This window comes from Aquabacterium humicola (assembly GCF_030167915.1).
Taxonomy (GTDB): Bacteria; Pseudomonadota; Gammaproteobacteria; order Burkholderiales; family Burkholderiaceae_C; genus Pseudaquabacterium; species Pseudaquabacterium humicola.
On sequence record NZ_JARGNB010000003.1, the window covers coordinates 198,296 to 221,765 of the forward strand.

Below are 23,470 nucleotides of genomic sequence, written 5' to 3' on the forward strand. Positions count from 1 at the left end.
CTCAGCCCGTGAACCGGTAGTAGTTGAAGTTGTCCTTGCCCACCTTGTGCACGGTGCGGCGCTGGATGCGGCCCCAGTCGGTATTGCCGTCGATGGTGGTCAGGGCCGGCGCGGCGCCGGTGCCGATCTCCTCGATCAGGAAGTGGTGGTTCTGCGTGGCGACGCAGCCGATGTCGGCCGGCTTCATGTTGGCGACGAACTGCGGGCTCCAGCTCGACATCTTGATCGGCCCCACCGGCCCGCCGATGCCGAGGTCCCAGCGCACCAGCGCGCCGGCCTTGCGGTAGCAGTAGACGGCGAAGATGCCGCACCAGCTCTTCTCCTGGCTGGTCAGGCCGATCCACGGCTTCCAGTGCCAGTCGCCGGTGCCGCCCTTGCGGAAGTTGGCCTCGGTCAGCGACACGTCCGCGGCGAAGCGGAACATCTCGATCAGGAAGTCGAGGCCACGCGGCCGGCCGGCGACGCGCTGCGAGAAGTCCACCGCGCCGAGGTGCTGGTTGGCGATGGTGAGCACCAGCGGGCGCAGCACGTCGAAGCCGCTGGCGGGCAGGCCGGGCAGCGGCGGCACGCCACCCTGGGCCACCTGCTGCAGCAGCTTCAGCAGCATCTCCCAGGTCATCGGGCCGACGACGCCGTCCGGCGCGAGCCGGTTGGCCTGCTGGAACTCGACGACCCGGCTGCGGGTCTTGGCGCCGAACTGGCCGTCCGGCACCAGCCTGGCGAGCTGGCTGGCCAGCTTGTTCAGGCCTTCCTGAAGCTGGGTGACGGCCGGACCCATGGAGCCGAACATGAGGGTGGCGGGCATGGACACCTCCTGGCTGGGAACGCGATGCACACGATGCTAGGCGGCGTCCGTATCACCCTCGTATCAGGGCTGTTTCATTCACTGTGCGAGCGCGCGGGCCGGTGCGAGGGCAGGACTTTGGACCCGCTGATTCCCCGGCTTGTGGTACTTCGGCAGGACCGTACGCCGTGCCATGCTCGACGGCATCGCACTTGGGAGAGGTCTTGATGCACGACGTGCTGATCCTGCTGTCGCTGTTCGTCATCGACAGCCTGGCCATCGTCAGCCCGGGTCCGAACATCCTGCTGGTCGTGCATGCGGCGGCCGAGCAGGACCGGCGCGGCGCGCTGCTGATCGCGCTGGGCCTGGCGGCCGCCGGCGCGCTGTGGGCGCTGATCGCCGTCAGCGGCCTGACGACGATCTTCGAGGTGCTGCCGTCGCTGCAGACGGCCATCCGCATCGCCGGCGCGGCCTACCTGCTCTACATCGCGGTGCGCCTGTGGCGCTCGCACAGCGGGCCGCCTTCAGAGGTCGCCACGGCGCCGGCGCCGCCGCGGCCGGCCCGCAAGGCGTTGCTGCAAGGGCTCTTGACCAGCCTGCTGAACCCCAAGTCGCTGGCCTACTTCGCCAGCATCTTCGTGCTGCTGGTGCCGGCCGATGCGAGCCCGTCGCTGCGCATCGCGGCGGTGGTGCTGGTGTTCGTCGATGCGCTGCTGTGGTACGGCCTGGCCGCGTGGCTGTTCTCGACGCCGCGCGTGATCCGCGGTTACCTGGCGCTGCGGCGGCCGATCGACCGCGCTTGCGCCACCCTGATGGCGGCGTTCGGCGTCAAGCTGATGTTGTGAGCTTCGCGAGCGCGCGGATGCCGGCGGCGACCTGCTCGTCGCCGATCAGCCCGAGCCCGAAGGTCAGCCCGTTGTAGCGCGGGCGGCGCCGGCCGCTGCGGTCGAGCGGCTCGACCGCGATGCCCGCGGCCGCGGCGCGCTGCGCGATGATCCCGGCCTCGAGCGGGGGCGCCAGCATCGCGCTCACATGCAGCCCGGCCGCCGACGGCAGCGGCATCAGCAGGCCGCCGGCGTGCTGCTCGATCGCGCGCAGCAGGCTGTCGCGCCGCGCCTCGTAGACGCGCCGCATGCGGCGCACGTGGCGCCCGAGATGCCCTTCGCGGATGAAGGCCGCCAGCGTCAGCTGGCTCAGCAGGGCGGGCGCACCCTGGGTGGCGTGCAGGATCGCGGCCAGGCGCTCGCGCGCCCAGGCCGGCGCCACGACGAAGCCGACGCGCAGCGCCGGAAACAGCACCTTCGAGAAGGTGCCGACGTAGAACACCGCGCCGCGGTCGTCGAGCGAATGCAGCGCATCGAGCGGGCGCCCGCCGAAGCGGAACTCGCCGTCGTAGTCGTCCTCGATGATGGCCGCACGATGCTGCCGCGCGAACGCGAGCAGCTGCGTGCGGCGACCCAGCGACATCGCGGTGCCGACCGGGAACTGGTGCGACGGCGTCACGCAGACCACCGTTGCCGACGCCGGCAGGCGGTCGATGCGCAGCCCCTCGTCGTCGAGCGGCGTGCGGTGCAGCCGGGCGCCGCGGAAGGCCATCGCCGCCTGCAGCGGCGGGTAGCCCGGGTCCTCGACGGCGACCACGGTCTGCTGCGGCAGCACCAGCAGGTCGGCCAGCAGCGAGAACGCGTGCTGCGCGCCGGAGGTGATCACCACGTCGTCGGCACCGCAGGCCACCGCCCGCGACGCCGAGACATGGGCGGCGATCGCTTCGCGCAGCGCGGGCTCGCCGGCGGGGTCGGTGTAGGCCCTCGGCGTGCGCGCGAAGTCGCGCTGCGCGCGAACGCCGAGGCGGCGCCACACGTCCCACGGCAGCTGCGAGTGGTCCGGCAGGCCGACGCGGAAATCGAAGCGCGGCCCGGCGGACATCGCTTCGCCCGCCCACGGCGCGACCGCGCGCCAGGCTTGCGGCAGCGCGCCCAGCGACGGACTGCGCCCGGGGTCCCCCGCCGCCCGCGGCGCCGGCGTGCGTGGCGCCACGAAGGTGCCCGCACGCCGGCGCGACACCAGGTAACCCTCGCTGGTCAGGTGCTCGTAGGCGGCGACCACCGTGTTGCGGGACACGCCGAGCGATGCCGCGAGCTCGCGCGTGGTGGGCAGCCGCACGTCGCCGGCCAGGCGGCCGTCGAGGATCGCGGCGCGGATCTGCCGATGCAGCGCGGCGATGCGGCCGCGCGAGCCGGCTGCGGGCACGTCGATGTGGAGCGCCATGCGATGCTGGTCTGGTTGATCGGGTGCATTGTGTGCTTTCAGCGGGGCCACGAGGCGGCCGACGTGGCTCTTCGCCGCGGCGGAAGCGGCCTGCCGCACGATGCCCATCGAGCGGGCGACGAACGGGCCGGCGGAGCTATGGGGCGGGGTGGTTCAGCGCCGAGGGCGGGTTTGGCCACCAGGGGTCGGCCGTGCCGTCGCCGAAGCGCGAGGCCAGCGCGTCGAGCAGCACGCGTACCTTGGGTGATACGAAGCGGCGGTGCGGATAGACCGCGAACACGCCGAAGGCCGGCAATGTCCAGTCGGTCAGCAGCGGCTCGACCACGCCGTCGGCCAGGTCCGGCGCGACGAGGAAGCTCGGCACCACCGCGAGCCCGAGGCCGCGGCGCAGCGCGATGCGGATCGCGTCGCCGTCGTTGCACAGCAAGGTCGGCGTGAAGTGCACGCGGCGTTCCTCGCCGTCGCGGCGGAACGGCAGCTCGAGCATCGGCCGCGGCTCGGTGAAGACGAGGAAACGGTGCGCCGACAGTTCGTCCGGATGCGCGGGCCGGCCCTGCGCGCGCAGGTAGGCCGCGGCGCCGAACACCGCCAGGCGCGTGCGCGCGATCTGCCGCGCGACGTAGCGGCCGTCCAGCGCATGCGCCGCGCGCACCGCGAGGTCCACGCCCTCCTCGACGAGGTCGACCACGCGGTTCGACAGGCGCAGGTCGACGATCAGCGCGGGATTGGCCGCCATCACGTCGGCGACCACCGGCATCAGGCTCTCGCGGAAGTCCAGCGGGGCCGTCACGCGCAGCGTGCCGGCGGGCTGTCGGGCGAGTTCCGCCAGCGATGCATCGGCGTCTTCGAGCGCCTGCAGCGCCTCGATGCAGCGTTCGAGGTAGATGCGGCCGGCCTCGGTGAGCGCGACGCGGCGCGTCGTGCGGTCGAGCAGCCGCGTGCCGACGGCGGCTTCGAGCGCGCTCACCGCTTTCGTGACGGCGGCGGCGGACAGCTGCATCTCGCGCGCGGCGGCCGCGAAGCCCAGGTGCTGGGCGACACGGACGAACACCTGCATCGAGTGCACCCGGTCCATCGCGGCATCGTGCCATTCTTTCCCGCGCGGAAACAGCCCATTTCGCCTGTGACGGATTCCCGGCGCGGCGCGCCGCGCCTAGCCTGTGCGCGCCGGTTTGCAAGGAGCTGCCATGAACTGGGATGCCATCGTCGTCGGCGCGCGCTGCGCCGGCGCCCCCACCGCGATGCTGCTCGCGCGCCTCGGATGGCGCGTGCTGCTGGTCGATCGTGCGAGCTTCCCGAGCGACACCATCTCGACGCACGTGATCCATCCGCGTGGTGTCGCGGCGCTGGCGCGCTGGGGCCTGCGCGACGCGCTCGCCGCCAGCGGGTGCCCGCCGATCGCCACGTACGCCTTCGACTTCGGCCCGGTGACGATCGAAGGCACGCCGGGCACCGATGCATCGCCGGTGGCCTTCTGTGCGCGCCGCACCGTGCTCGACAAGCTGCTCGTCGACGCCGCCGTCGCGGCCGGCGCGACGCTGCGCGAGGGCTTCACCGTCGACGCGCTGCTGTGGCAGGACGGCCGCGTGGTCGGCGTGCGCGGCCACGAATCTCAGGGGGCTGAAGTCAGCGAGACCGCGCGCATCGTCATCGGCGCCGACGGCCGCCACTCGGTCATCGCCGCCCAGGTCGAGGCGCCGCGGTACAACGAGCGCCCGCCGCTGCTGTGCGGCTACTACGCCTACTGGAGCGGCCTGCCGATGCGCGGCCGCTTCGAGACGACGATCCGCCCGCAGCGCGGTTTTGCCGCCGCGCCGACGCACGACGGGCAGACACTGGTCATCGCCGGCTGGCCGCGCGCGGAGTTCGAGGCGAACAAGGCCGACCTGGAACGCCACTACCTCGCGACGCTGGCGCTGTCGCCGGCATTCGCCGCACGGCTTGGCGGCGCGCGCCGCGAGAGCCGCATCGCCGGTGCCTCGGTCGAGAACTTCTTCCGCCGGCCCTGGGGTCCGGGCTGGGTGCTGGTCGGCGACGCCGGCTACACCAAGGACCCGATCACCGCCCAGGGCATCAGCGACGCCTTCGTCGACGCCGAGCGCGTGGCCGCGGCGTTGGACGAGGCCCTCGCGGGTCGCCGCGACGTCGACGAGGCGATGGCCGCGTCCACCGCGCAGCGCGACGAGTCATCGCTGCCGATGTACGAGATGACCTGCGAGCTCGCGACGCTGGCACCGCCGCCGCCGCCGATGCAGGCGCTGCTCGGCGCGATCGCCGGCCAGCGCGAGGCGATGGACGGCTTCGTGCGCATGAACGCCGGCACGATCCCGCCGGCGGCCTTCTTCGGGGCGGTGGCGACGGCGGGGGCGGTACCGGCGTAGGCCCGACCCCGGCGTGCGCCGTGGGCCCGCATGCGGCGCGGGGAACGCCGGTGGAACGCGGCCCTCTGCACAGTGCGCTGCACGGACAGGACGTCCGTCCACGTTGGAGCCACCATGCATATCGCCGCTCGCCCCCTCTCGCTGCTCATCGCGCTCGCTCTGGTCTCGTTCGCGCTCGGGGCCGTCACCACGTCGACCTTGTCCACCGCGCCGGCGACGCCGAGGGCCGTGGCGCCGGCCTTCCCGTCCGGCAACGCCGACCCGTCGCTGCCATCGGCCTCGACGGTCGGATTGCCGACAGGCGAGCCGACCGCCGCGCCGACGTTCTGAAACCGGTCGCACCGCCGTTCGGACAACGGCGTTGGTATCCTGCCAGCCGATGTCCGAGGAGCAGCGGCAACTCGAAGCCGCGCTGGTGGCGCTCGAGGCGCAGCGCGCGGCCCTGGGTGAGCTCGCGGTGGAGACGATGCGGGCCGCGCTGCGCGCCAGGCTCGCCGCCCTGACGGCCACTGCGGCCGCGCCGGCCGAGCCCGCGCAGACGCTCAAGCAGGTCTCGATCCTCTTCCTCGACGTGGTGGGCTCCACCACGCTGAGCCAGCGCCTGGACCCCGAGGCGATCAGCACGGTGATGGACGACGCGCTGGCTCGCGCCACCGCCGTCGTCCGGGGCCACCGCGGCAAGGTGCTGCAGTACGCGGGCGACAACCTGCTCGCCGCCTTCGGCGCCGACGGCGCCAGCGAAGACGACGCGGAGCGCGCGGTGCATTGCGGGCTGGCGCTGCTCGAACTGGGCCGTTTGCTCGGCTCGGAAGTGCAGGCGCGCCACGGTCACGCCGGCTTCGATGTGCGCGTGGGCATCCACACCGGCGGCGTGCTGCTCGGCGGCGGGGTCGATGCCGAAGGCACGATCCGAGGCATCGCGGTCAACATCGCCGCGCGCATGGAGCAGACCGCGCCGGCCGGGGCCTTGCGCATCAGCCACGACACCTTCGACCAGGTACGCGGCATGTTCGACGTCGACGCCCAGGCGCCGCTGGCGATCAAGGGCCTGGACGCACCGATGACGAGTTATCTGGTGCGGCAAGCCAGGCCGCGCCAGTACCGGATCCGCGCACGCGGCATCGAGGGCGTGGTCACGAAGATGATCGGCCGCGACGCCGAGCTCGCGCAGTTGCAGGCCGCCTTCGGGCGCCTGTTCGAGCAGCGCCGGCTCGCCGCCGTCACGGTCGTCGCCGACGCCGGCGTCGGCAAGAGCCGTCTGCTGCACGAGTTCGAGGCCTGGAGCGAGACCCGCCCCGAACGCTTTCTGCGCCTGCGCGGCCGCGCCACCCCGTCCACCGGCACCCAGGCCTATGGCCTGCTGCGCGACATCGTCGCCCGGCGCTTCCAGATTGCCGACGACGACAGTGTCGAAGCGGCGAGAAGGAAGATGGAAGACGGCATCGTGCCGCTCTTCGTGCACGACGATGGCCCCGACCTCGCCGAGGCCCACGCCCATCTGCTGGGCCACCTGATCGGCATCGAGTGGCGCGACAGCCGCCACCTCCGCGGCATCCTCGACGATCCCCGGCAGATCCGGAACCGTGCCTTCCACGCCGCGGCACAGTTGTTCCGCCGCATCGCCTCCGGCGACGCAAGCCCGGTCCTGCTGCAGGTCGAAGACCTGCACTGGGCCGATGGCGAAAGCCTGGACTTCCTGGACCACCTGGTCGAGGTCGACCGCGACGTGCCGCTGCTGGTGCTGGCGTTCACGCGGCCGACGCTCTTCGAGCGCGGGGCCGGCTGGCGCATCGCCGACGGGGTGCACCAGCGCATCGACCTGCATCCGCTCGGCAAGGACATGAGCCGGCTGCTGGCCGACGAGCTGTTGCAGAAGCTGCCCCGGATCCCGGCCGCATTGCGCGAGCTGCTCACCAGCAGCGCCGAGGGCAACCCGTTCTACATGGAGGAGCTGGTCAGGATGCTGATCGACCAGGGCGCCATCGAGACCGGCGGCCCGCAGCGGCCCTGGAAGGTCGACGCCGATCGGCTGCTGGTGACCCATGTGCCGCCCACGCTCACCGGCGTGCTGCAGACGCGGCTCGACGGGCTGCCGGCGCCGGAGAAACGCGCCTTGCAGCAGGCCAGCGTCGTCGGCGCGGTGTTCTGGGACCAGGCGCTCGCCGCCATCGAGGCCGAGGCGACCGGGCAGCTGCCCGCGCTCGTGCGGCGCGAGCTGACGCTGCCGCGCGCCGATGCAGCGCTCGACGGTCTGCGCGAGTACGCCTTCCGCCATCAGGTGCTGCACCAGGTCACCTACGACACCGTGCTCAAGCGCCACAAGCGCGACGGCCACGCCCGGGTGGCGCAGTGGCTGGCAAACCTGACCGCGCAGGGCGGCCTGCGCTCGGGCGACCTGCTGGGTCTGGCGGCCGAACATTTCGAGCAGGCGGAAGACGGGCCGAACGCCGCCGAGTTCCACGCCCGTGCGGCCGAGCACGCCGGGCAGCGATTCGCGCACGACCGCGTGCTGGCGCACGTGGGCCGGGCGCTGGTGCAGCTGGGGGAACCCGGGCCCGCCCTGCAGCGGGCCGAGGCCGAACTGCGCTGGCGCCTGCTGGGCGTGCGCGAGGCAACGCTCTTCCTGCAGGCCCGCCGCGACGAGCAGACGGCCGATCTGGACGCGCTGGACCGCCTGGCGGACGTGCTGGACGACGACCGGCGGCGCGCCGAGGTGGCGCGGCGCCGCTGCAACCGTGCGGCGCGCATGGCCGACTGGGCGGCGCAGGTGCTCGCGGCCCGGCACGGCATGGCCTGCGCCGAGCGGGCCGGCGATGACGACCTGCGGCTGCGAATGCTCAACGGCCTGGCTTCGGCGCGGGTGCTCCAGGGCGACGTCGCCGACGGCCGCGCCATCGCGCTGCGCGGCCTGGGCGAAGCGCGCCGGCTTGCCCTGCGGGGGGTCGAGGGCAAGCTGCTCAGCACGCTGGCGATGGTCGCCGGCCAGCAGGGCGATGCGCCGGGCGCGCACGACCTCACCCGGCAGACCGTGCAGATCAACCGGGAGACCGGCGATCGCGTCAACGAGGCCATCGGGCTGTCGAACCTGGGCATGGGCTGGCTGCGGCTGGGCGACATGGCGCAGGCGCGGTCGGAACTGGAGGCGGCACTGCAGCTGGCGCGCGCCAACGGCGACCGCGCCATCGAAGCCACGGCGCTCGGCCATCTGTCGGCACTGGCGCTGTGGCAAGGCCACGAGGCGGAGGCCTTGGCGCTGGCCCGGCAGGCGCTGGACCTCGCGCACGCATCGAAGGCGCGCAGCACCGCGGTGACGGCGGCGCTGCGGCTGGGCGACGCCGAAGCGGCGCTGGGCCGGCGCGCCGAAGCGCGACAGGCCTATGCGCAGGCGCACGCACTGGCAGGCGAGATCGGCGATCCGAGCCTGCACGACGCCGGCGCCGGCCTGGCGCGCGTGGCGCTGGCCGACGGCGACGGCGCCGCTGCGCAGGCCATGCTGCAGCCGCTGCTGGACGACGCCGACGCCGGCAGCACGTTGGTGGAACGCAGCGGCGAGCCGCGCCTGATCGAGCTCACTTGCCATCGGGTGCTGGCGTGTACCAGCGCCCCGCGCGCCCAGGCCTGGCTGCAGCGCGCGAACACCGCGCTGATGGCGCAGGCCGACGCCATCGAACGATGGGGCGGCGCCGCGCTGCGCCAGGCCTTCCTGCAGAACATTCCCTGGCACCGCGAGATCGTCGCGGCATGGGGCCGCCTCCATGCCGCGCGCAGGGAGCGCGACAGCAGCTAGATGCCACCCCTGGTCTTCATCGGCTAGTGGCGGGAGGACACGGGCCTGGTCGTCCGGCACGTCGATTGCTCGCCGTTTCGGATTGCAAGCAGGAGAACACCGGATGCGTGCGACTCGGGCGGCCCCCTTCCTCTTCAAGACGGCCTGCGTGGCTGGCCTGGTGGCCCTGGCCTACTTCGCCAAAGGGCCGGCCAGGGCGCAGGCCCGGTCCGCCCACACGCTGACATCGCACGACGGCACGCGCCTCGCCTACGACAAGCGGGGCCGAGGCCCGGCGCTCATCCTGGTCGGCGGTGCCTTGTCCGACCGCTCCGGCGCTGTCGAGCTCGCGCAGCTACTGGCCACCCGGTACACGGTCTACAGCTATGACCGCCGCGGCCGCGGCGGCAGCACCGACACCCCGCCCTACGTGGTGCAGCGTGAGATCGAGGACCTCGAGGCGCTGATCGACGCTGCCGGTGGCTCGGCCTATGTCTACGGCAAGTCCTCGGGCGCGGCGCTGGCACTGCAGGCCGCGTCGGCGCTGGGCGGCAAGGTCAGGAAGCTGGCGCTCTACGAGGCACCCTACAGCGAGGCCGATGGCGCGGCCACCGAGTGGCAGGCGTTCCGGGCCCGGCTCGACACCTTGCTCGCCGCCGACCGCCGGGCCGAGGCCATCGCGGCCTTCATGAAGTTCGTGGGCGCGCCCGACGAGGCGGTTGCGAAGCTGAAGGCTTCGCCCGCCTGGGCCGGGATGATGGCGATGGCGCCGACACTGGCCTACGACAATGCCGTGCTGGGCGACGATCGGTCGGTGCCGGTGGCGATCGCCGGACAGGTCCGGGCGCCCACGCTGGTGATGGACGGCGGCGCCAGCGTCGGGCCGATGCCGTTCATGCGCCGGACAGCCGACAGGATCGCCGCGGCCATTCCGGGCGCCCGGCGCCAGGTGATCACCGGGCAGGCGCATGACGTCAGTGCGAAGGCGCTGGCGCCCGCGCTGTTCCAGTTCTTCGGCCACTGAGTCGCCGCGCACCGAATCGCCGCTGAAGCGCCGGGCCGGCGGCACCGCGACAACTCAGGTCGCCGCGGCCGCGATCGCGCCCGCCTGGCGTCCCGGCTTCGCCTGCGGCATCAACACCGCCGACAGCGCCGGGATCAGCACCACCGCGCCCACCATGTTCCACAGGAACATGAACGCCAGCAGGATGCCCATGTCGGCCTGGAACTTGATGGGCGAGAGCGCCCAGGTCAGCACGCCGGCGGCCAGCGTGATGCCCACCAGCGCGACGACCTTGCCGGTGAACTTCAGCGCCTGCGCATAGGCCTCGCGCAGCGGCACGCCCTGGCGCTGCTGCGTGAGCTGCACGCTCAGCAGGTACAGCGCGTAGTCGACGCCGATGCCGACGCCCAGCGCCACCACCGGCAGCGTGGCCACCTTGACGCCGATGCCCAAGGCGACCATCAGCGCCTCGCACAGCACCGACGTGACGACCAGCGGCACCACGGCGATGACCACCGCGCGCCAGCTGCGGAAGGTGATGAAGGCCAGCACGATCACCGCGGCATACACCCACAGCAGCATCTGCGTCCAGGCCTGGCGCACGACGATGTTGGTGGCGGCCTCGATGCCGGCCGAGCCGGCGGCCAGCAGGAACTGGCGTTCCGGCGTCGAATGCGCGGCGGCGAAGTCGGCGCTGGCGGCGACCACGCGGTCCAGCGTCTCGGCGCGGTGGTCGGCCAGGTAGGCGATCACCGGCATCACCGAGCACTCGGTGTTGAAGAGGTCGGGGTTGTTGACGCTGGCCTGCTGCGCGCCGTAGTTCAGCACGTCCTGATTGCGCGCGATGGTCAGCCACTTCGGGCTGCCTTCGTTGCTGCCGGCGGTGATCTGGCGCACCGCGTTGGTCAGCGCCACGGTGGTCTGCACGCCCGCCACCTGCTGCAGCGCCCAGGCCAGGCGATCGGTCTCGATCAGCGTGGCGTACTGCAGGCAGCCTTCCTTCGGCGTCTTCACGATCACCGCGAAGGTGTCGGACGACAACGCATAGCTCGCATTGATGAACTGGTTGTCGCGGTTGTAGCGCGAGTCGGCGCGCAGCTCGGGCGCGCCGGGGTCGAGGTCGCCGATGGCCAGGCGCTGGCTGGTGATCACACCGAAGGCGGTGAGGCCGATGGCCGCGGCGATGGCGGCCCACGCGAAGCGCGGCTCGGTAAAGCGCTCGAGGCCGCGCCACACGCGCTGCAGGAATGCGCCGCCGTTGGCGCCGCTCTCGGCACGCAATGCGCGCTCGGCCGCCTTGGCGCTGACGCCGACGTACGACAGCAGCACCGGCAGCAGGATCAGGTTGGTGACGATCAGCACCGCGACGCCCAGGCTCGCGGCCAGCGCCAGCTCGCGGATCACCGGGATGTCGATCAGCATCAGCACGCCGAAGCCCACCGCGTCGGCCAGCAGCGCCGTCAGCCCGGCGAGGAACAGGCGCCGGAAGGTCAGCCGCGCGGCCACCAGGCGATGCGCCCCGCGGCCGATGTCCTGCATGATGCCGTTCATCTTCTGCGCGCCGTGGCTGACGCCGATGGCGAAGACGAGGAAGGGCACGAGGATCGAATACGGGTCCAGCTCGAAGCCCAGCGCCGCGACGAGGCCCAGCTGCCAGGCCACCGCGACCAGCGAGCAGGCCAGCACCAGCGCGGTGCTGCGCAGGCAGCGGGTATAGGCCTGGATGATGAGCGCGGCCACCAGCGCCGCCAGCCCGAAGTACAGCGCCACCTGCTTCAGGCCCTCGATCAGGTCGCCCACCAGCTTCGCGAAGCCGACGACGTGCACGCTGACCTGGCCTTCGCCTTCGGCCTTCGTGCGGATCGCCTCGATCGCGCGCGACAGCGCGCGGTAGTCGATGCGCTGGCCGGTGCCCGGGTCCTGGTCGAGCAGCGGGACGACGAGCATGCTGGACCTGAAGTCCTTGCCCACCAGGCTGCCGACCAGGTTGGCGCGCGCGATGTTGCCGCGCAGGCGTTCGGTGGCGGCGGCCGAGCCGTCGTAGTTGTCCGGCATCACCGGGCCGCCGCGGAAGCCCTCTTCGGTCACCTCGGTCCAGCGCACGCCCGGCGCCCACAGCGACTTCACCCACGCGCGGTCGACGCCCGGCGTCAGGAACACCTCGTCGTGGATGCGCTTCAGCGTCTCCACGTACTTCGGCTGGTAGATGTCGCCCTCGCGCGCGGCGACCACGATGCGCAGCGAGTTGCCCAGGCCGCGCAGGTCGTCGCGGTGCTCCAGGAAGTTCTGGATGTACGGATGGCTGCGCGGGATCATCTTGTCGAAGCTGGCGTTCAGCGTCAGCCGCATCGCGGCGATCAGCGTCAGCACGATCGTCAGCATCGCGCACAGCCCCAGCACGAGGCGGCGGTGGTTGAACACCCCGCGCTCGAGCAGCGAGCCGGAGCGGGGGCCGAAGTCGGCCAGGGTCGGCGGCGCGGCCAGCGTGTCGCTGGCGGTGGGCGCATGCATGGGGAGTCCTTTCAGGCCGGAGGTGACGACCGGCCCATCAGGCCAGGGGCAGCGACTGCAGCCCGCGCGGGCCGGCCAGCACCAGCGCGCCGGGCACGGCGGCCACGGCGGCGGCGGGCAGCGGGCGCTGGTTGGCGACGGGCGCGAAGCTGGCGCCGTCGTCGGCGCTGACCAGCACATGGCCGGCCTGGCTGACCAGCACGAAGCGGCCGTGGGCATCGAGGGTCGCGGCGGGCAGGCCCACCTGCAGGCCGGTGGCCACGGCCTGCCAGCTGCGGCCGCCGTCGGTGGAGCGCAGCGCGCTGCCGCGCAGGCCGTGCACCAGCAGCGCACGCTCGTTGCCGACGATGCCGAACAGCGTGCCCTTGTACGGCAGCTCCACCGCCTTGAAGCGCTGGGCCTCGCGGTCCAGCTTCAGCAGCAGGCCCTGCTCGCCGGCGATCCACACGTCGGCGCCGATGCCGCGCACCGCGTACAGGTGCAGGCCCTTCGGGTTGTCGACGGAGGCCTTGGCGTCCTGCCAGCTCGCGCCGCCGTCGCTCGTGCGCTGGATGTCGCCGAACGCGCCGACGACGAAGCCGGTGCGCGCATCGGCGAACCAGCAATCGAGCCACGGGTTCTCGGGCGTGCCGGCGCGGCGGCCGTCGAGCAGTCGCTTCCAGCTGCGGCCGCCGTCGGCGCTGCCGATCACCAGGCCGTCGTGGCCGCAGGCGACGCCTTGCGTCGGCGTCGGGAAGTGCACGGCCACCAGGTCCGAGCTGGCCGGCACCTCGGCCTGCTGCCAGCTGCGACCGCCGTCGGCGCTGACCAGCACATGCCCGCGCTGGCCGACCGCGACCAGGCGGTCGCCCGCGCGGGCCAGGCCGTTGAGCAGGCTGCGTTCGGCCAGCGGGCTGCGCAGCGCTGGCGTGTCCAGCACGTCGCGCACGCCGCCGGCGAAGGCGCCGCCCGCGGCCAGCGCGGCGGGCAGGGCGAGCAGGCGGCGGCGGGTCAGGAGGGGCATGCGGACGCTCATGGGCACGCGTCTTTCAGGCGTCAGCGGATGCCGGCGCCGGCCAGCGCATCGGCCGACCATTCGCGGTCCGGCAGCGGCTTGGTGTGGCGCAGGCCGCCGGTCTCGGCGATGAAGCCGGTCAGCGAATAGACGCGCGACACCAGGTCGTAGTGGCCGAACATGTCGGTGTACGGCGCGGGCAGGTCGTAGCTGGGCGCCATGTAGGCGAAGCCGGTGCGGTAGAGCTGGCCGCGCGCGTCGTACTCGTCGCTGGCCAGCGCCGCCCACGAGTCCTCGTCGAGGTAGAAGGTGCGCTTGCCGTAGACATGGCGCTTGCCGTCCTTCAGCTTGGCTTCCACCACCCACACGCGGTGCAGCTCCCAGCGCACCAGGTCCGGGTTCAGGTGGTTGGGCTTGAGCAGCTCGTCCTGCTTCGCCTGGTACACCGCGGCATAGGTGTTGTAGGGCACCAGCATCTCCTTCTTGCCGATCAGCTTGAAGTCGAAGCGCTCCATCGAGCCGTTGAAGATGAAGGTGTCGTCGAAGGTCGTGGCGCCGGCGGTGCCGGGGTTCGGCGTGTCGTGCGACAGGTCCGGCGCCACCTTCACGCGGCGCTGGCCGGGCAGGTAGCTCCAGGCGCGGCGGTCCTTCGCGCCGATGTCCAGCGGGTCGACCAGCATCAGCGCCTCGCCGGCGCGGCGGGCCGGTCCGGTGTAGGTCAGCTTGATGCGCCAGAAGGTGTCGGCGCTGGTCTTCGTCGCGTCCCAGAACGGATATTCCTGCACGCTGATGCCTTCGGTGGCCAAGGTGGCGCGGCCGCTGGCATCGACGCTCAGGTTGCGGTACTTGGCCTCGTAGGCCTGGCCGTTGAAGCGCACCAGGTGGTTCCACATCGCCTCGTAGCCGTCCTTCGGGATCGGGAACGGAAAGCCGGCGTGCGCGCCTTCGATCGAGCGGCCGTCGTTCACCGTCTTCGCGCGCACGGCGTTCTTCGCGGTGTTGTCGGCGACGAACTTCGGGAATGCGACGCTGCGGTGCGTGGGGTACACGTCGACGCGGTAGCTCGGGTACTTCTGCAGCAGCGCCTTGGTGCCTTCGGTCAGCTTGTCGGCATGCGCGGCCATGGTCTTGGCGTCGATCTGAAGGCGCGGCTTGTCGGCGGCGAAGGGATTGGGCCGCACGCCGTCGCCGGCCTTGTAGCCGGCCGGCGCGGCGGTGAGGCCGCCGGTGTACGCGGGGATCGTGCCGTCCTTGTTGCCGGCCTTCTCGGCGCCGATGGCGGTCAGCGTGCTGCCGAGCGCCTTGGCCTCGTCGGCGCTGACGGCGGCGTGCGCCGTCGAGACGGCCATCGTCGCGGCGGCGATGGCCAGGAGGCGGTGAAGCTTGAATTGCCCGTTCATCGTCGTTCCTTAGAAGCTGGTCTTGAAGGTCAGGCTCACGAAGCCGCGGTCGCGCAGCAAGGTCGTGAAGCCGTTCTGCGTCGTCACGGCCGTGCCGTTGTCGCGGTAGCGGCCGACGTAGTCGATGTATTTCAGGTCGAAGCGGTACTTCTGCTGCACGTCGACACCCAGGCCGACGCTGTAGTTGCCGTTCTTCTCGTTGCCGCCGAACACGGTTGGTGCGTTGCCCTTCAGGCCGATGGCATACGTCAGCGGCATCGACAGGTCGACGCCCGGCAGCACCTGGAACCAGCTGGCGGTGAAGCCGGCGCCGATGCCGAGGTAGTGCTTCGTGATGCAGCCGTCCCACTTGTCGCGGCCCTTGCAGGGCGCGAAGCCTTCGGCGTAGAACAGGTTCTCGCCGCTGCGCACCTTGCGCCAGCCGGCGGCGACGAGTTCGACGTTCCAGTTCGCCGCGTCGAACATCGGCGTCTTGCCGATCACGCCCAGGCCGTTGACCAGCGCATGCCAGGTGTCGCCGCGCGGACCCTTGGTCTCGCCGCGGGCCGGCAGTCCCGGCGCGATGCCGAGCACTTGGGACGATAGCGGCGTATTGCGGCGCATCGACACTTCGGCGCCGACGCTGATGCCGGCGATGTTCTTCGCCAGGCTCAGTCCCAGCAGGTCGATGCGGTCGGCGTAGACCAGCGTGTAGCGGCTGTTGTTCGCCGGCGCGGCCTGCGTGATGAAGGTCTGCGGCAGCTTGTCGGCGAAGTTGCGGTAGTAGAGACCGACGGTGCCGTCGAGCCAGTCGGGGCTCCAGCGCGCGGACACGCCCCACTCGCCGCGCTGCTTCGGCTCCGAGGCCGCGCCGCGGTAGGCGAAGCCCAGCTGCGCATTGAGGAACTGGCGGTCGGGGCCGTTGAACGCGAAGTCCACCGGGCCGAGGTAGGTGCCGCCCTCGGGGTAGCGGAAGGGCTCCCATTCCAGCAGCGCCTGCGCGGCGATCGACAGGGTGTCGCTGACCTGCGCCTGCAGCGACAGCTGGCTCAGCGGCCGGAACAGTTCCTTGGCCTCGGTGCCGGGCGTCGCGAAACCCTTCTGCAGGTCGAGCGGGTTCTGTGCATAGGCCACGCTGTGCAGATTGCCGCCCAGCAGCAGCGATTCGCCCCAGTAGACGGTGTGGCGGCCGAGCTTGGCGCGCAGCGGCACGTCGCCCAGGTCGACGGCGCCGAAGACGAAGGCATCCATCAACTCGCCCGAGCCGCCGCGGTACAGGCGCTTGGTCGTCGACGAGTACTGCTTGCCGACGTAGCTGGGGATGTTGGCGAGCGGTGCGTTCGGGTTGCCGCGGCTGGCGCCGGAGTACGCGCCGTCATACCAGGCCGTCGCGCTGATGCGCAGGCCGTGCTGCTTCTTGTAGATCAGGTCGAGCTCGCTCAGCAGGTCGAAGCGCTGCGCGACCGCGTCGCCCTTGTCGAAGCGCCAGGTGCCTTCGTCGGACAGCGCCGAGTTGCCGATCTTCGGATCACGTTGTTCCACGCGCTGCGCGTAGTTCAGCCGCAGCGAGTTGTCCCAGCGCAGCGACAGGTCCGGGTGGCCGAGGTCGAACTCGAAGGCGTGTGCCGGCGCGAGGGCAAAGGCAGCGAGGGCCGCAGCGAGCGCGATGCGGCGGGGGGCGGCCAGGGAAGGGCAGGGCGTTCGGCGCATGGAGTCTCCGCTTGTTGTGCAGGGCACCGGCGCGTGGCGCAACGCAGCCGGTGGGGTGCGCAGACTCTAGGGAGGGGGGCGGGCCGGAAGCCCCCTCTCGGGCGGGGGGCCCGGGGGCTTGCGGCGTCGGCAGAAACCCGCAGGCGCAGGGCGGCGGCAGCGCCCTCGGCGCAGCCCCGCGGCCGCGCCGCGCCGGGACCTGTCCCGGACCTATCATCTGCGCCGAATGACAACGGAGACCCGTGAATGTTCAGCCACGTGATGGTCGGATCGAACGACATCGAGCGCTCGAAGCGCTTCTACGACGCGGTGCTCGGCGTGCTCGGCGCCGGCGAGCCGTACCGGAACCAGAACGCCACCGGGCAGACCCGGCTGTTCTACCGGCACGACGGGGTGAGCTTCTGCGTCAGCGAGCCGATCAACGGCGAATCGGCCACCGCCGCCAACGGCGGCACCATCGGCTTCAAGTGCAGCTCGCCCGAACAGGTGAAGCAGTTCCACGACACCGCCGTGGCGCATGGCGGCACGTCGATCGAGGACCCGCCGGGCCTGCGCGACGGCAACCTGGGCGGCCTGCACCTGGCCTACGTGCGCGACCCCGACGGCAACAAGCTCTGCGCGCTGCACCGGCCGAAGAAGGCCTGAACACGACGGGCCGTCCCCGCTGACGTGGACAATGCCGCCTCCCCCCGGCGCAGAGGCACCCCATGAGCTTGAAGAAGACCGACATGGTCAAGAACCTGGCCAAGAAGCTCGACGGCCGGATGAAGACCGCCGGGGTTCCGCAGCGGTTCGCACAAGGCTCGGCGAAGGTGGCGGCCAAGCGCGCCAGCGAACAGGCGCCGCCGGCGGTCAAGCTGGTGCCGGTGGCCTGCCGCTTGCCGGCCGACCTGCTCGGCCAAGTGCGCGAGCGCGCGGTCGGCCGCGAAGGCGGCATCAATGCGATCGTCGCCGAGGCGCTGGCGCAATGGCTGAAGGCCGACAAGGCCTGAGGCCCTCCAGGCGCTGCAAGTAGGCCGAGCGTCAGCCGGCCTTCGACACGATCCGGCGTGGCGCGCCGTCATTCAGCGCCGGAAACGTGAACTCCATCGCTCGGACTTTCTCCGCAACAGTCGGCGTATTCGCTTAAAATGATAAAACCGATGAAGTAGGAGCGCCCGCGTGAGAGAAACCATCCTTCGAGCCGTCGCGGCCGCCCTGGACGGGCTCGACGTGGGCTTCTGCGCCTTCGACACCGACGACTGCACGCTGGCCTGGAACGAGACCTTTCTCGATTTCTTTCCGGAGCACCGCGGTGCGGTGCACGTCGGCGAGCACTACGCGGACAACCTGCTGCGCTTCTATCTCGCACGGCTGAAGACCGACGAGCTGCCGCAGATCCAGCGCTACATCGACGAAGGCGTCAAGCGCCACCGGCTGCAGCGCCGGCCCTACGAGTTCGACCACCGCGGCGTCCGGGTGCGCGTGTCGTCGGTCGACATGGGGCCGTTCGGCCGGCTACGCGTGTGGCGCAAGGTGGGCGACGCGGCGTCGGCCAGCGTGGCCCCTGTCGGCGCGCCGCGCGCGCCGGTGTGGACGCCGCAGCCGCCCGACGCGGCGAAGGTGCTGGAACGCCTGCCCGACGGGGTGTTGATCGTCGACCCGGCCGACCAGGCGCTGTGGGCCAACGAAGCCTTCCTGAAGCTCTACGGTCTGGTCTCCCTCGGGCAGGCCCGCGGCCAGCCCTTCGAGGCCATCGTGCGCCATGCCTGGGGCGCCGAAGCCGACAGCGCGTTGTGCCGCACCACGCTGGAGACGCTGCGCGAGCACCAGCGTTTCTCCGGCGCGCCCTTCGAGCTGCCGCTGCCGGGCAACCGCTGGGTGCGCATCATCGAGCAGCGCTCGACCGAGGCCGACGGCCTGGGCAGCTTCGTGCACGTGGACATCACGGTGCTCAAGCGCCAGCAGCAGGCGCTGCACGAGACCCAGGCGCGGCTGGAAGCGCTGGCGACGCAGGATGCGCTGACCGGGCTGGCCAATCGCCGCCGCTTCGACGAGGCGCTGGACCTCGAGGTGCGGCGCGCGCAGCGCGAGGGCAGCGAGCTGGCGCTGCTGGTCATCGACCTTGACGACTTCAAGGCGATCAACGACACGCTCGGCCACCCGGCGGGGGACGACGTGCTGCGACGCGTCGCGCGGGTGATCGGCAACGTCGCGCAGCGCGCGGGCGACCTCGCTGCGCGCTACGGCGGCGAGGAGTTCGCCGTGCTGCTGCCGGGCACCAGCGTCGCGCAGGCCGAGGTCATCGCCGAGCGCCTGCGCCTCGACCTGGCCGCGCTGGACCTGCGCTTCCTGGGGGTCGCGGCGCTGACGGCCAGCGTCGGCCTGGCCACCAGCACGAACGGGCGCGGCAGCGGCACCGCTGCCGACCTCGTGTTCCTGGCCGACGAGGCGCTCTATGCCGCCAAGCGCGCCGGCAAGGACCGCGTGCAGATCGCGCGCGGCGCCGATGCGGCCTTCCCCGCACCGCCGGCCAGCCTCGAGGCCTGGGCCGCCGGCACCCGGCACTGAACGATCGTCTCGATCAGGCCACCACCAGCAGCCGCACCGGGTGGCGGAAGCTGCGCTGGCGCTCGGTCAGCGCCTGCACGGCCTGCTGCAGCGAGAAGCTCGACAGGCCCTGCGTGATCACCAGCGTCGGGCGGCGCGGCTTGAAGCGGGCCAGCGCGGACAGCGCATCCGGCCGGTCGTCGAGGTAGCCGCAGTCCCACGGCGCATCGCCGGCGCGGCGGCGCCACCACAGGCATTCGGCCCATTTCACGCGCAGCCGCAGGAGGCGCTGCGCCCAGCGGCCGCCGGCGGCCAGCATCGTCCAGGTGCCGTCGAGCTGCAGCGCGAGGTCCTGCACCACGGCATCGGTGTCGGCGCCCAGCGACCGCGTCAACTCGGCCACCGCGAAGGGCTGCTCGATCCACGGCCGGCCCCAGGGCTGCAGCAGCGGCACCACGCCGTCGCCGCCGCCGCGCCGGCACCAGGCCATCACGCGGCGCTGCACGTCCTGCTGCAGGGCACTCCAGGTGCGGCGGTCGGCCGGCGTGTCGGGGGTGGGCGGCGGCCGCAGGGCCAGGGTGTCATAACGCGCCAGGAACGTGGAGAGCATGCGAACGGGATTCCGGGGAAGGGCGACAGCGGCGCGCGGATTGTCGCCGCAGCCGGGGCCCTCACCCGGGCCGGCGACCCCCGCGATCCGGCGGCGGCGCCCTCAGTGCACGTGCGGAATGTCGTCCAGCCGTGACGTCCAGCGCGGCGACATGCGCTCGCGCTTCGCGTGGTAGGCCGCCGGGGCCGGCGGCTCCATCGCGCTGGCCACGTTCAGCGTGCCGCGGCCGAAGCGCTGGTTCAGCGCATCCAGCGCCTGCATCAGCCGCTCGGGCGTGCGGCGCACCGGATCGTCCGGTCCCCCCTGGCCGGCGGGGGCGAAGAGATCGAGCTCGCCCTGCGGCTGCCCGGCGGGGCCCAGGTCCACCAGCATCACGCCGGCCTTCACGTAGTTGAAGCCGGGGCGGTAGATCGCCTGCATCGCGCGCGTGGCGGCGGCGACGAGCGTGCGCGTATCGGCGCTCGGGCGAAGCAGGCGGGTCGTCAGGCTCGGGCTGTGCTGGCGGTCTTGGCGGCGGAACGGGCTGGTGGTGATGAAGACGTGCACCGCGCCGGCCGCACCGTCCTGCTGGCGCAGCTTCTCGGCGACGCGCGAGGCGAACTGGCTGGCCACGTCCAGCAGGTCCGGCAGCGCGGTCACCGGCTCGCCGAAGGAGCGCGAGCACATGATCTGCTGGTTGGGCTCGGGCGCATCGTCGACCTCCAGGCAGCGCGTGCCGCGCAGCTCGACCACCGTCTTCTCGATCACCACGCTGAACTGCCGGCGCAGCGACGCGGTGTCGGCCTGCATCAGGTCGAAGACCGTGCGCACGCCGCCCTCGTTCAGCTTCGCGCTGGTCTTGCGGCCGATGCCCCAGACGTTGCCGACCTCGGTGCGGCGCATCACCTCGGCGAGCGCGGCGCGATCGAGCGCGCCGAAGTCGCAGACACCGGCCAGCGCACGCGGGTAGGAGCCCGGCTTGCGCTCGGCCGTCTTGGCGACGTGGTTCGCCAGCTTGGCGAGCGTCTTCGTCGCGCCGAAGCCGACGCTGGTCGGCAGCCCGGTCCAGCGCAGCACCTGCGTGCGCAGCGCGCGGCCGCGCGCGACCAGGTCGCCGCGCACGCCGTCGAAATCGAGGAAACACTCGTCGATGCTGTAGACCTCCTGCCGCGGCGCGTGCAGTTGGGCCAGGCTCATCATGCGGCTGGACATGTCGCCGTAGAGCTCGAAGTTCGCCGACAGCGCGACCAGCCCGGCGCTGCGCTCGAGGTGCCGCACCTGGAACCAGGGCTGGGCCATCTGCACGCCGAGGTCCTTGGCCTCGTTGCTGCGCGCGATGCAGGCGCCGTCGTTGTTCGACAGCACCACCACCGGCCGGCCGACCAGCGACGGCGCGAACACGCGTTCGCAGCTGACGTACATGTTGTTGACGTCGACGAGCGCGTACATCGCGGAACCCGGGCGGTTTCAGACCGGCAGCGAGCGGATCACCGTGGTCACCACGCCCCACACGCGAAGCTCCTCGCCTTCGCCCGGCACGATGTCGGCGACGGCCTCGTCGGCCGCGCGCAGGCACAAGCCGTCGTGGCGCAGCAGGTGGCGGCAGACGAACTCGGTGCCGACCACCGCGATGACGACATGGCCGTGCTGCGGCGCGATCGAGCGGTCGACCAGCAGCAGGTCGCCGGCATCGATGCCCGCGCCGCGCATCGCGTCGCCGGCCGCGCGCATCAGGAAGCTGGCCTGCGGATGGCGGATCAGCACGTCGTTGAGGTCGATGCGCGAGACGCCCGAATCCTGCGCCGGCGAGCCGAAGCTGACCGCGACGCTGGAGCGCACGACACGTTCTTCGCGCCCGTCGCGGTCGCGACCGACGCGGATCCAGGGTTCGAGCGGGGTGTCGTCGGTCATGGCGGTGCGCCGGGAACTGTACACGCATACAGTCATGCCGGGCACTGCCGCGGCATCGGCATCGGCGCATGGCGCCATGCGTCAGGCGGTATGTCGCCTGCGGCGCCGGGCCCAACAATCGCGACGATGAACACGCCGACGACCGAGCGCCTGCAAACGCTGCCCAAGGCCGAGATCCATGTGCACCTCGAAGGCACCTTCGAGCCGGCCTTGCTGGCGCAGTGGGCGATGCAGGCCGGCGTCCCGATGCCACGACCGGTCGAACGGCTGTTCGAGTTCGCGGGGCTCGCGGACTTCCTCGAATTTCTCGACTGGGCCTGCGCGCTGGCAGGCACGCGCGATCGACTCGCGCAGCTGGCCCACGGCGTCTGCCGCCGGCTCGCCGACGACGGCACCGGCTACGCCGACCTGATCGTCAACCCGACGCACTGGCCGGCCTGGCACGGCCGGCTGCCCGAGATGCTCGATGCGCTGGACAGCGGCTTCCGCGCGGCGGAGGCCGACGGGTTGCCGCGGGTCGGCCTGTGCATCAGCCTGCTGCGCACGCAGTCGGCCGACGCGGCGGTGGAGCTGGTCGAGCTGCTGACGCGGCTGCGCCATCCGCGGGTCGTCGCGCTGTCGGTCGACGGCAACGAGGCCACCGCCGGCCGCACCGGCCCGCGTTTCGCGGACGCCTTCCGTCGCGCCGCCGCGGCGGGCCTGCGCCGCACGGTGCATGCCGGCGAATCGAGCGGTCCGGAAGGCGTGTGGGACGCGATCGAGCTGCTCGACGCCGACCGCATCGACCACGGCGTGCGCGCGATCGAGGACCCGGCGCTGGTCGACCTGCTGGCCGAGCGCCGCATCCCGCTGGGCATCTGCCCGAGCTCGAACCTGACGCTGAAGGTCTACCCGACGCTCGCCGCGCATCCGATCGATGCGCTGCGCCGCGCCGGCGTGCCGGTGTCGATCAATACCGACGACCCGAGCCTGCTGCGGACGACGCTGCCGCGCGAGTACGCGCTGTGCGCGCAGCACTTCGGCTGGGACGACGCGGTGCTGCGGGCGGTCGCCGCGACGTCGATCGACGCGAGCTTCGCCGACGACGATACGAAGCGCGCGCTGCACGCGCGGCTGGCGGCGTGGTGAGCCTGAGACGGTGGCGAGGAGCCGCGGCCCCTCGTGCCACCTAACGGCTGAAGGACGTGGCCGGCGCTTCGGCCACCGACTCCTCGCCGCTGGCCAGGCGCGTGGCCGCGCGGTCCCAGTTCGCCTGCGTCGCCTCGTCGACATAGTCGTAGTAGCTGAGGTTGTGGTGCAGCCAGCTCATGCGCTGGAGGTACAGGCGCAGGGCCTGCGGGCTCTGCTTCGCGGCCTCGCAGGCGCGGCGGTCGATGCGCGTCGGCGGCTTCTTGCAGAGGGTGTCGGCCTGCGCTGCGCCGGCGGCGAGCAGCAGCGTGCACAGGGCGGCCAGGCGGAAGGTCTTGGTGTTCATCTGAGGGCTCCTGAGGGGGCGTACGGCTGACATCGCGACTGTCGGTACCGCGTCGCCGGGGCGAATCGCGGTGAACGCACTGTCTGCCCGCGCCGCCCGTGCCGACAGCTGTAAGCGACGAGCCACGGTATCGACGCGACGAACGACGGCGGTAAGCTGCTCTCGTACAGG

General features: G+C 72.1%; 20 protein-coding genes. 9 read left to right on the top strand and 11 right to left on the bottom strand.

All coding sequences use genetic code 11. The features are described from left to right. Position 1 precedes the first annotated feature (1 nt). Positions 2-805 carry a peptidoglycan-binding domain-containing protein gene (locus P1K89_RS17010; RefSeq protein WP_284617677.1) on the bottom strand — a complete coding sequence of 268 codons (804 nt, stop codon included), beginning with the start codon at positions 803-805 and terminating at the stop codon, positions 2-4. 206 nt (positions 806-1,011) lie between these two features. Here P1K89_RS17010 and P1K89_RS17015 point away from each other — a divergent pair, with 206 nt between their 5' ends. Then, complete coding sequence (locus tag P1K89_RS17015) at positions 1,012-1,629, top strand: LysE family translocator (protein ID WP_284617678.1); 618 nt, start codon at positions 1,012-1,014, stop codon at positions 1,627-1,629. On the opposite strand, the gene pdxR is transcribed toward P1K89_RS17015, so the two are convergent. Continuing rightward, positions 1,613-3,052 (bottom strand): MocR-like pyridoxine biosynthesis transcription factor PdxR, encoded by a 1,440-nt coding sequence (gene pdxR, locus P1K89_RS17020; RefSeq protein WP_284617679.1) that lies wholly within the window; start codon positions 3,050-3,052, stop codon positions 1,613-1,615. The genes P1K89_RS17015 and pdxR overlap by 17 nt on opposite strands. A 136-nt stretch (positions 3,053-3,188) precedes the next feature. Next, a complete protein-coding gene (locus tag P1K89_RS17025) occupies positions 3,189-4,127 on the bottom strand; it encodes a LysR family transcriptional regulator (RefSeq protein ID WP_284617680.1) in 939 nt (312 codons plus the stop codon). A 112-nt stretch (positions 4,128-4,239) separates the two neighbouring features. On the opposite strand from P1K89_RS17025, the gene P1K89_RS17030 reads away from it, so the two are divergent. The 4 genes from P1K89_RS17030 to P1K89_RS17045 all read left to right on the top strand — a co-directional run bounded on the left by P1K89_RS17030 (position 4,240) and on the right by P1K89_RS17045 (position 10,223). Next, positions 4,240-5,433 carry an NAD(P)/FAD-dependent oxidoreductase gene (locus tag P1K89_RS17030; protein WP_284617681.1) on the top strand — a complete coding sequence of 398 codons (1,194 nt, stop codon included), beginning with the start codon at positions 4,240-4,242 and terminating at the stop codon, positions 5,431-5,433. 114 nt (positions 5,434-5,547) lie between these two features. Next, a complete protein-coding gene (locus P1K89_RS17035) occupies positions 5,548-5,763 on the top strand; it encodes a hypothetical protein (RefSeq protein WP_284617682.1) in 216 nt (71 codons plus the stop codon). Positions 5,764-5,812: 49 nt separating this feature from the next. Further along, positions 5,813-9,220 carry an ATP-binding protein gene (locus P1K89_RS17040; RefSeq protein WP_284617683.1) on the top strand — a complete coding sequence of 1,136 codons (3,408 nt, stop codon included), beginning with the start codon at positions 5,813-5,815 and terminating at the stop codon, positions 9,218-9,220. A gap of 103 nt (positions 9,221-9,323) precedes the next feature. Beyond that, on the top strand, positions 9,324-10,223 hold the full coding sequence (locus P1K89_RS17045; protein ID WP_284617684.1) for an alpha/beta fold hydrolase: 900 nt from the start codon (positions 9,324-9,326) through the stop codon (positions 10,221-10,223). Positions 10,224-10,277: 54 nt separating this feature from the next. Here P1K89_RS17045 and P1K89_RS17050 read toward each other — a convergent pair whose 3' ends face one another. The 4 genes from P1K89_RS17050 to P1K89_RS17065 are packed head-to-tail and all read right to left on the bottom strand — an operon-like array spanning position 10,278 to position 16,796. After that, on the bottom strand, positions 10,278-12,713 hold the full coding sequence (locus P1K89_RS17050; RefSeq protein ID WP_284617685.1) for an efflux RND transporter permease subunit: 2,436 nt from the start codon (positions 12,711-12,713) through the stop codon (positions 10,278-10,280). Positions 12,714-12,750: 37 nt separating this feature from the next. Next, a complete protein-coding gene (locus tag P1K89_RS17055) occupies positions 12,751-13,716 on the bottom strand; it encodes a WD40/YVTN/BNR-like repeat-containing protein (RefSeq protein WP_284617686.1) in 966 nt (321 codons plus the stop codon). A 32-nt stretch (positions 13,717-13,748) separates the two neighbouring features. Beyond that, positions 13,749-15,107 carry a DUF1329 domain-containing protein gene (locus P1K89_RS17060; protein WP_284617687.1) on the bottom strand — a complete coding sequence of 453 codons (1,359 nt, stop codon included), beginning with the start codon at positions 15,105-15,107 and terminating at the stop codon, positions 13,749-13,751. A gap of 9 nt (positions 15,108-15,116) precedes the next feature. After that, complete coding sequence (locus P1K89_RS17065) at positions 15,117-16,796, bottom strand: DUF1302 domain-containing protein (RefSeq protein ID WP_284617688.1); 1,680 nt, start codon at positions 16,794-16,796, stop codon at positions 15,117-15,119. Positions 16,797-17,042: 246 nt separating this feature from the next. On the opposite strand from P1K89_RS17065, the gene P1K89_RS17070 reads away from it, so the two are divergent. The 3 genes from P1K89_RS17070 (at position 17,043) to P1K89_RS17080 (ending at position 19,346) form a co-directional block, all read left to right on the top strand. After that, positions 17,043-17,441 carry a VOC family protein gene (locus P1K89_RS17070; protein WP_284617689.1) on the top strand — a complete coding sequence of 133 codons (399 nt, stop codon included), beginning with the start codon at positions 17,043-17,045 and terminating at the stop codon, positions 17,439-17,441. Positions 17,442-17,503: 62 nt separating this feature from the next. Then, on the top strand, positions 17,504-17,788 hold the full coding sequence (locus P1K89_RS17075; protein ID WP_284617690.1) for a hypothetical protein: 285 nt from the start codon (positions 17,504-17,506) through the stop codon (positions 17,786-17,788). Positions 17,789-17,957: 169 nt separating this feature from the next. After that, positions 17,958-19,346 carry a GGDEF domain-containing protein gene (locus tag P1K89_RS17080; RefSeq protein ID WP_284617691.1) on the top strand — a complete coding sequence of 463 codons (1,389 nt, stop codon included), beginning with the start codon at positions 17,958-17,960 and terminating at the stop codon, positions 19,344-19,346. A gap of 13 nt (positions 19,347-19,359) precedes the next feature. Here the strand turns inward: P1K89_RS17080 and P1K89_RS17085 are convergent, their stop codons facing one another. The 3 genes from P1K89_RS17085 to umuD all read right to left on the bottom strand — a co-directional run bounded on the left by P1K89_RS17085 (position 19,360) and on the right by umuD (position 21,825). Further along, positions 19,360-19,935, bottom strand: a complete 576-nt coding sequence (locus tag P1K89_RS17085; RefSeq protein ID WP_284617692.1) for a hypothetical protein — start codon at positions 19,933-19,935, stop codon at positions 19,360-19,362. Positions 19,936-20,037: 102 nt separating this feature from the next. Further along, positions 20,038-21,363, bottom strand: coding sequence for a Y-family DNA polymerase (locus P1K89_RS17090; RefSeq protein WP_284617693.1), 1,326 nt, complete (start codon positions 21,361-21,363; stop codon positions 20,038-20,040). Between the two features lie 18 nt (positions 21,364-21,381). After that, positions 21,382-21,825 (bottom strand): translesion error-prone DNA polymerase V autoproteolytic subunit, encoded by a 444-nt coding sequence (gene umuD, locus P1K89_RS17095; RefSeq protein WP_284617694.1) that lies wholly within the window; start codon positions 21,823-21,825, stop codon positions 21,382-21,384. Between the two features lie 126 nt (positions 21,826-21,951). Between umuD and add the strand changes: the two genes are divergently transcribed. Continuing rightward, the gene (gene add, locus P1K89_RS17100; RefSeq protein ID WP_284617695.1) at positions 21,952-22,953 is read left to right on the top strand and encodes an adenosine deaminase; all 1,002 of its coding nucleotides are present in this window, start codon (positions 21,952-21,954) and stop codon (positions 22,951-22,953) included. 40 nt (positions 22,954-22,993) lie between these two features. Here add and P1K89_RS17105 read toward each other — a convergent pair whose 3' ends face one another. Continuing rightward, the gene (locus P1K89_RS17105) at positions 22,994-23,299 is read right to left on the bottom strand and encodes a hypothetical protein (protein ID WP_284617696.1); all 306 of its coding nucleotides are present in this window, start codon (positions 23,297-23,299) and stop codon (positions 22,994-22,996) included. Positions 23,300-23,470 lie beyond the last annotated feature (171 nt).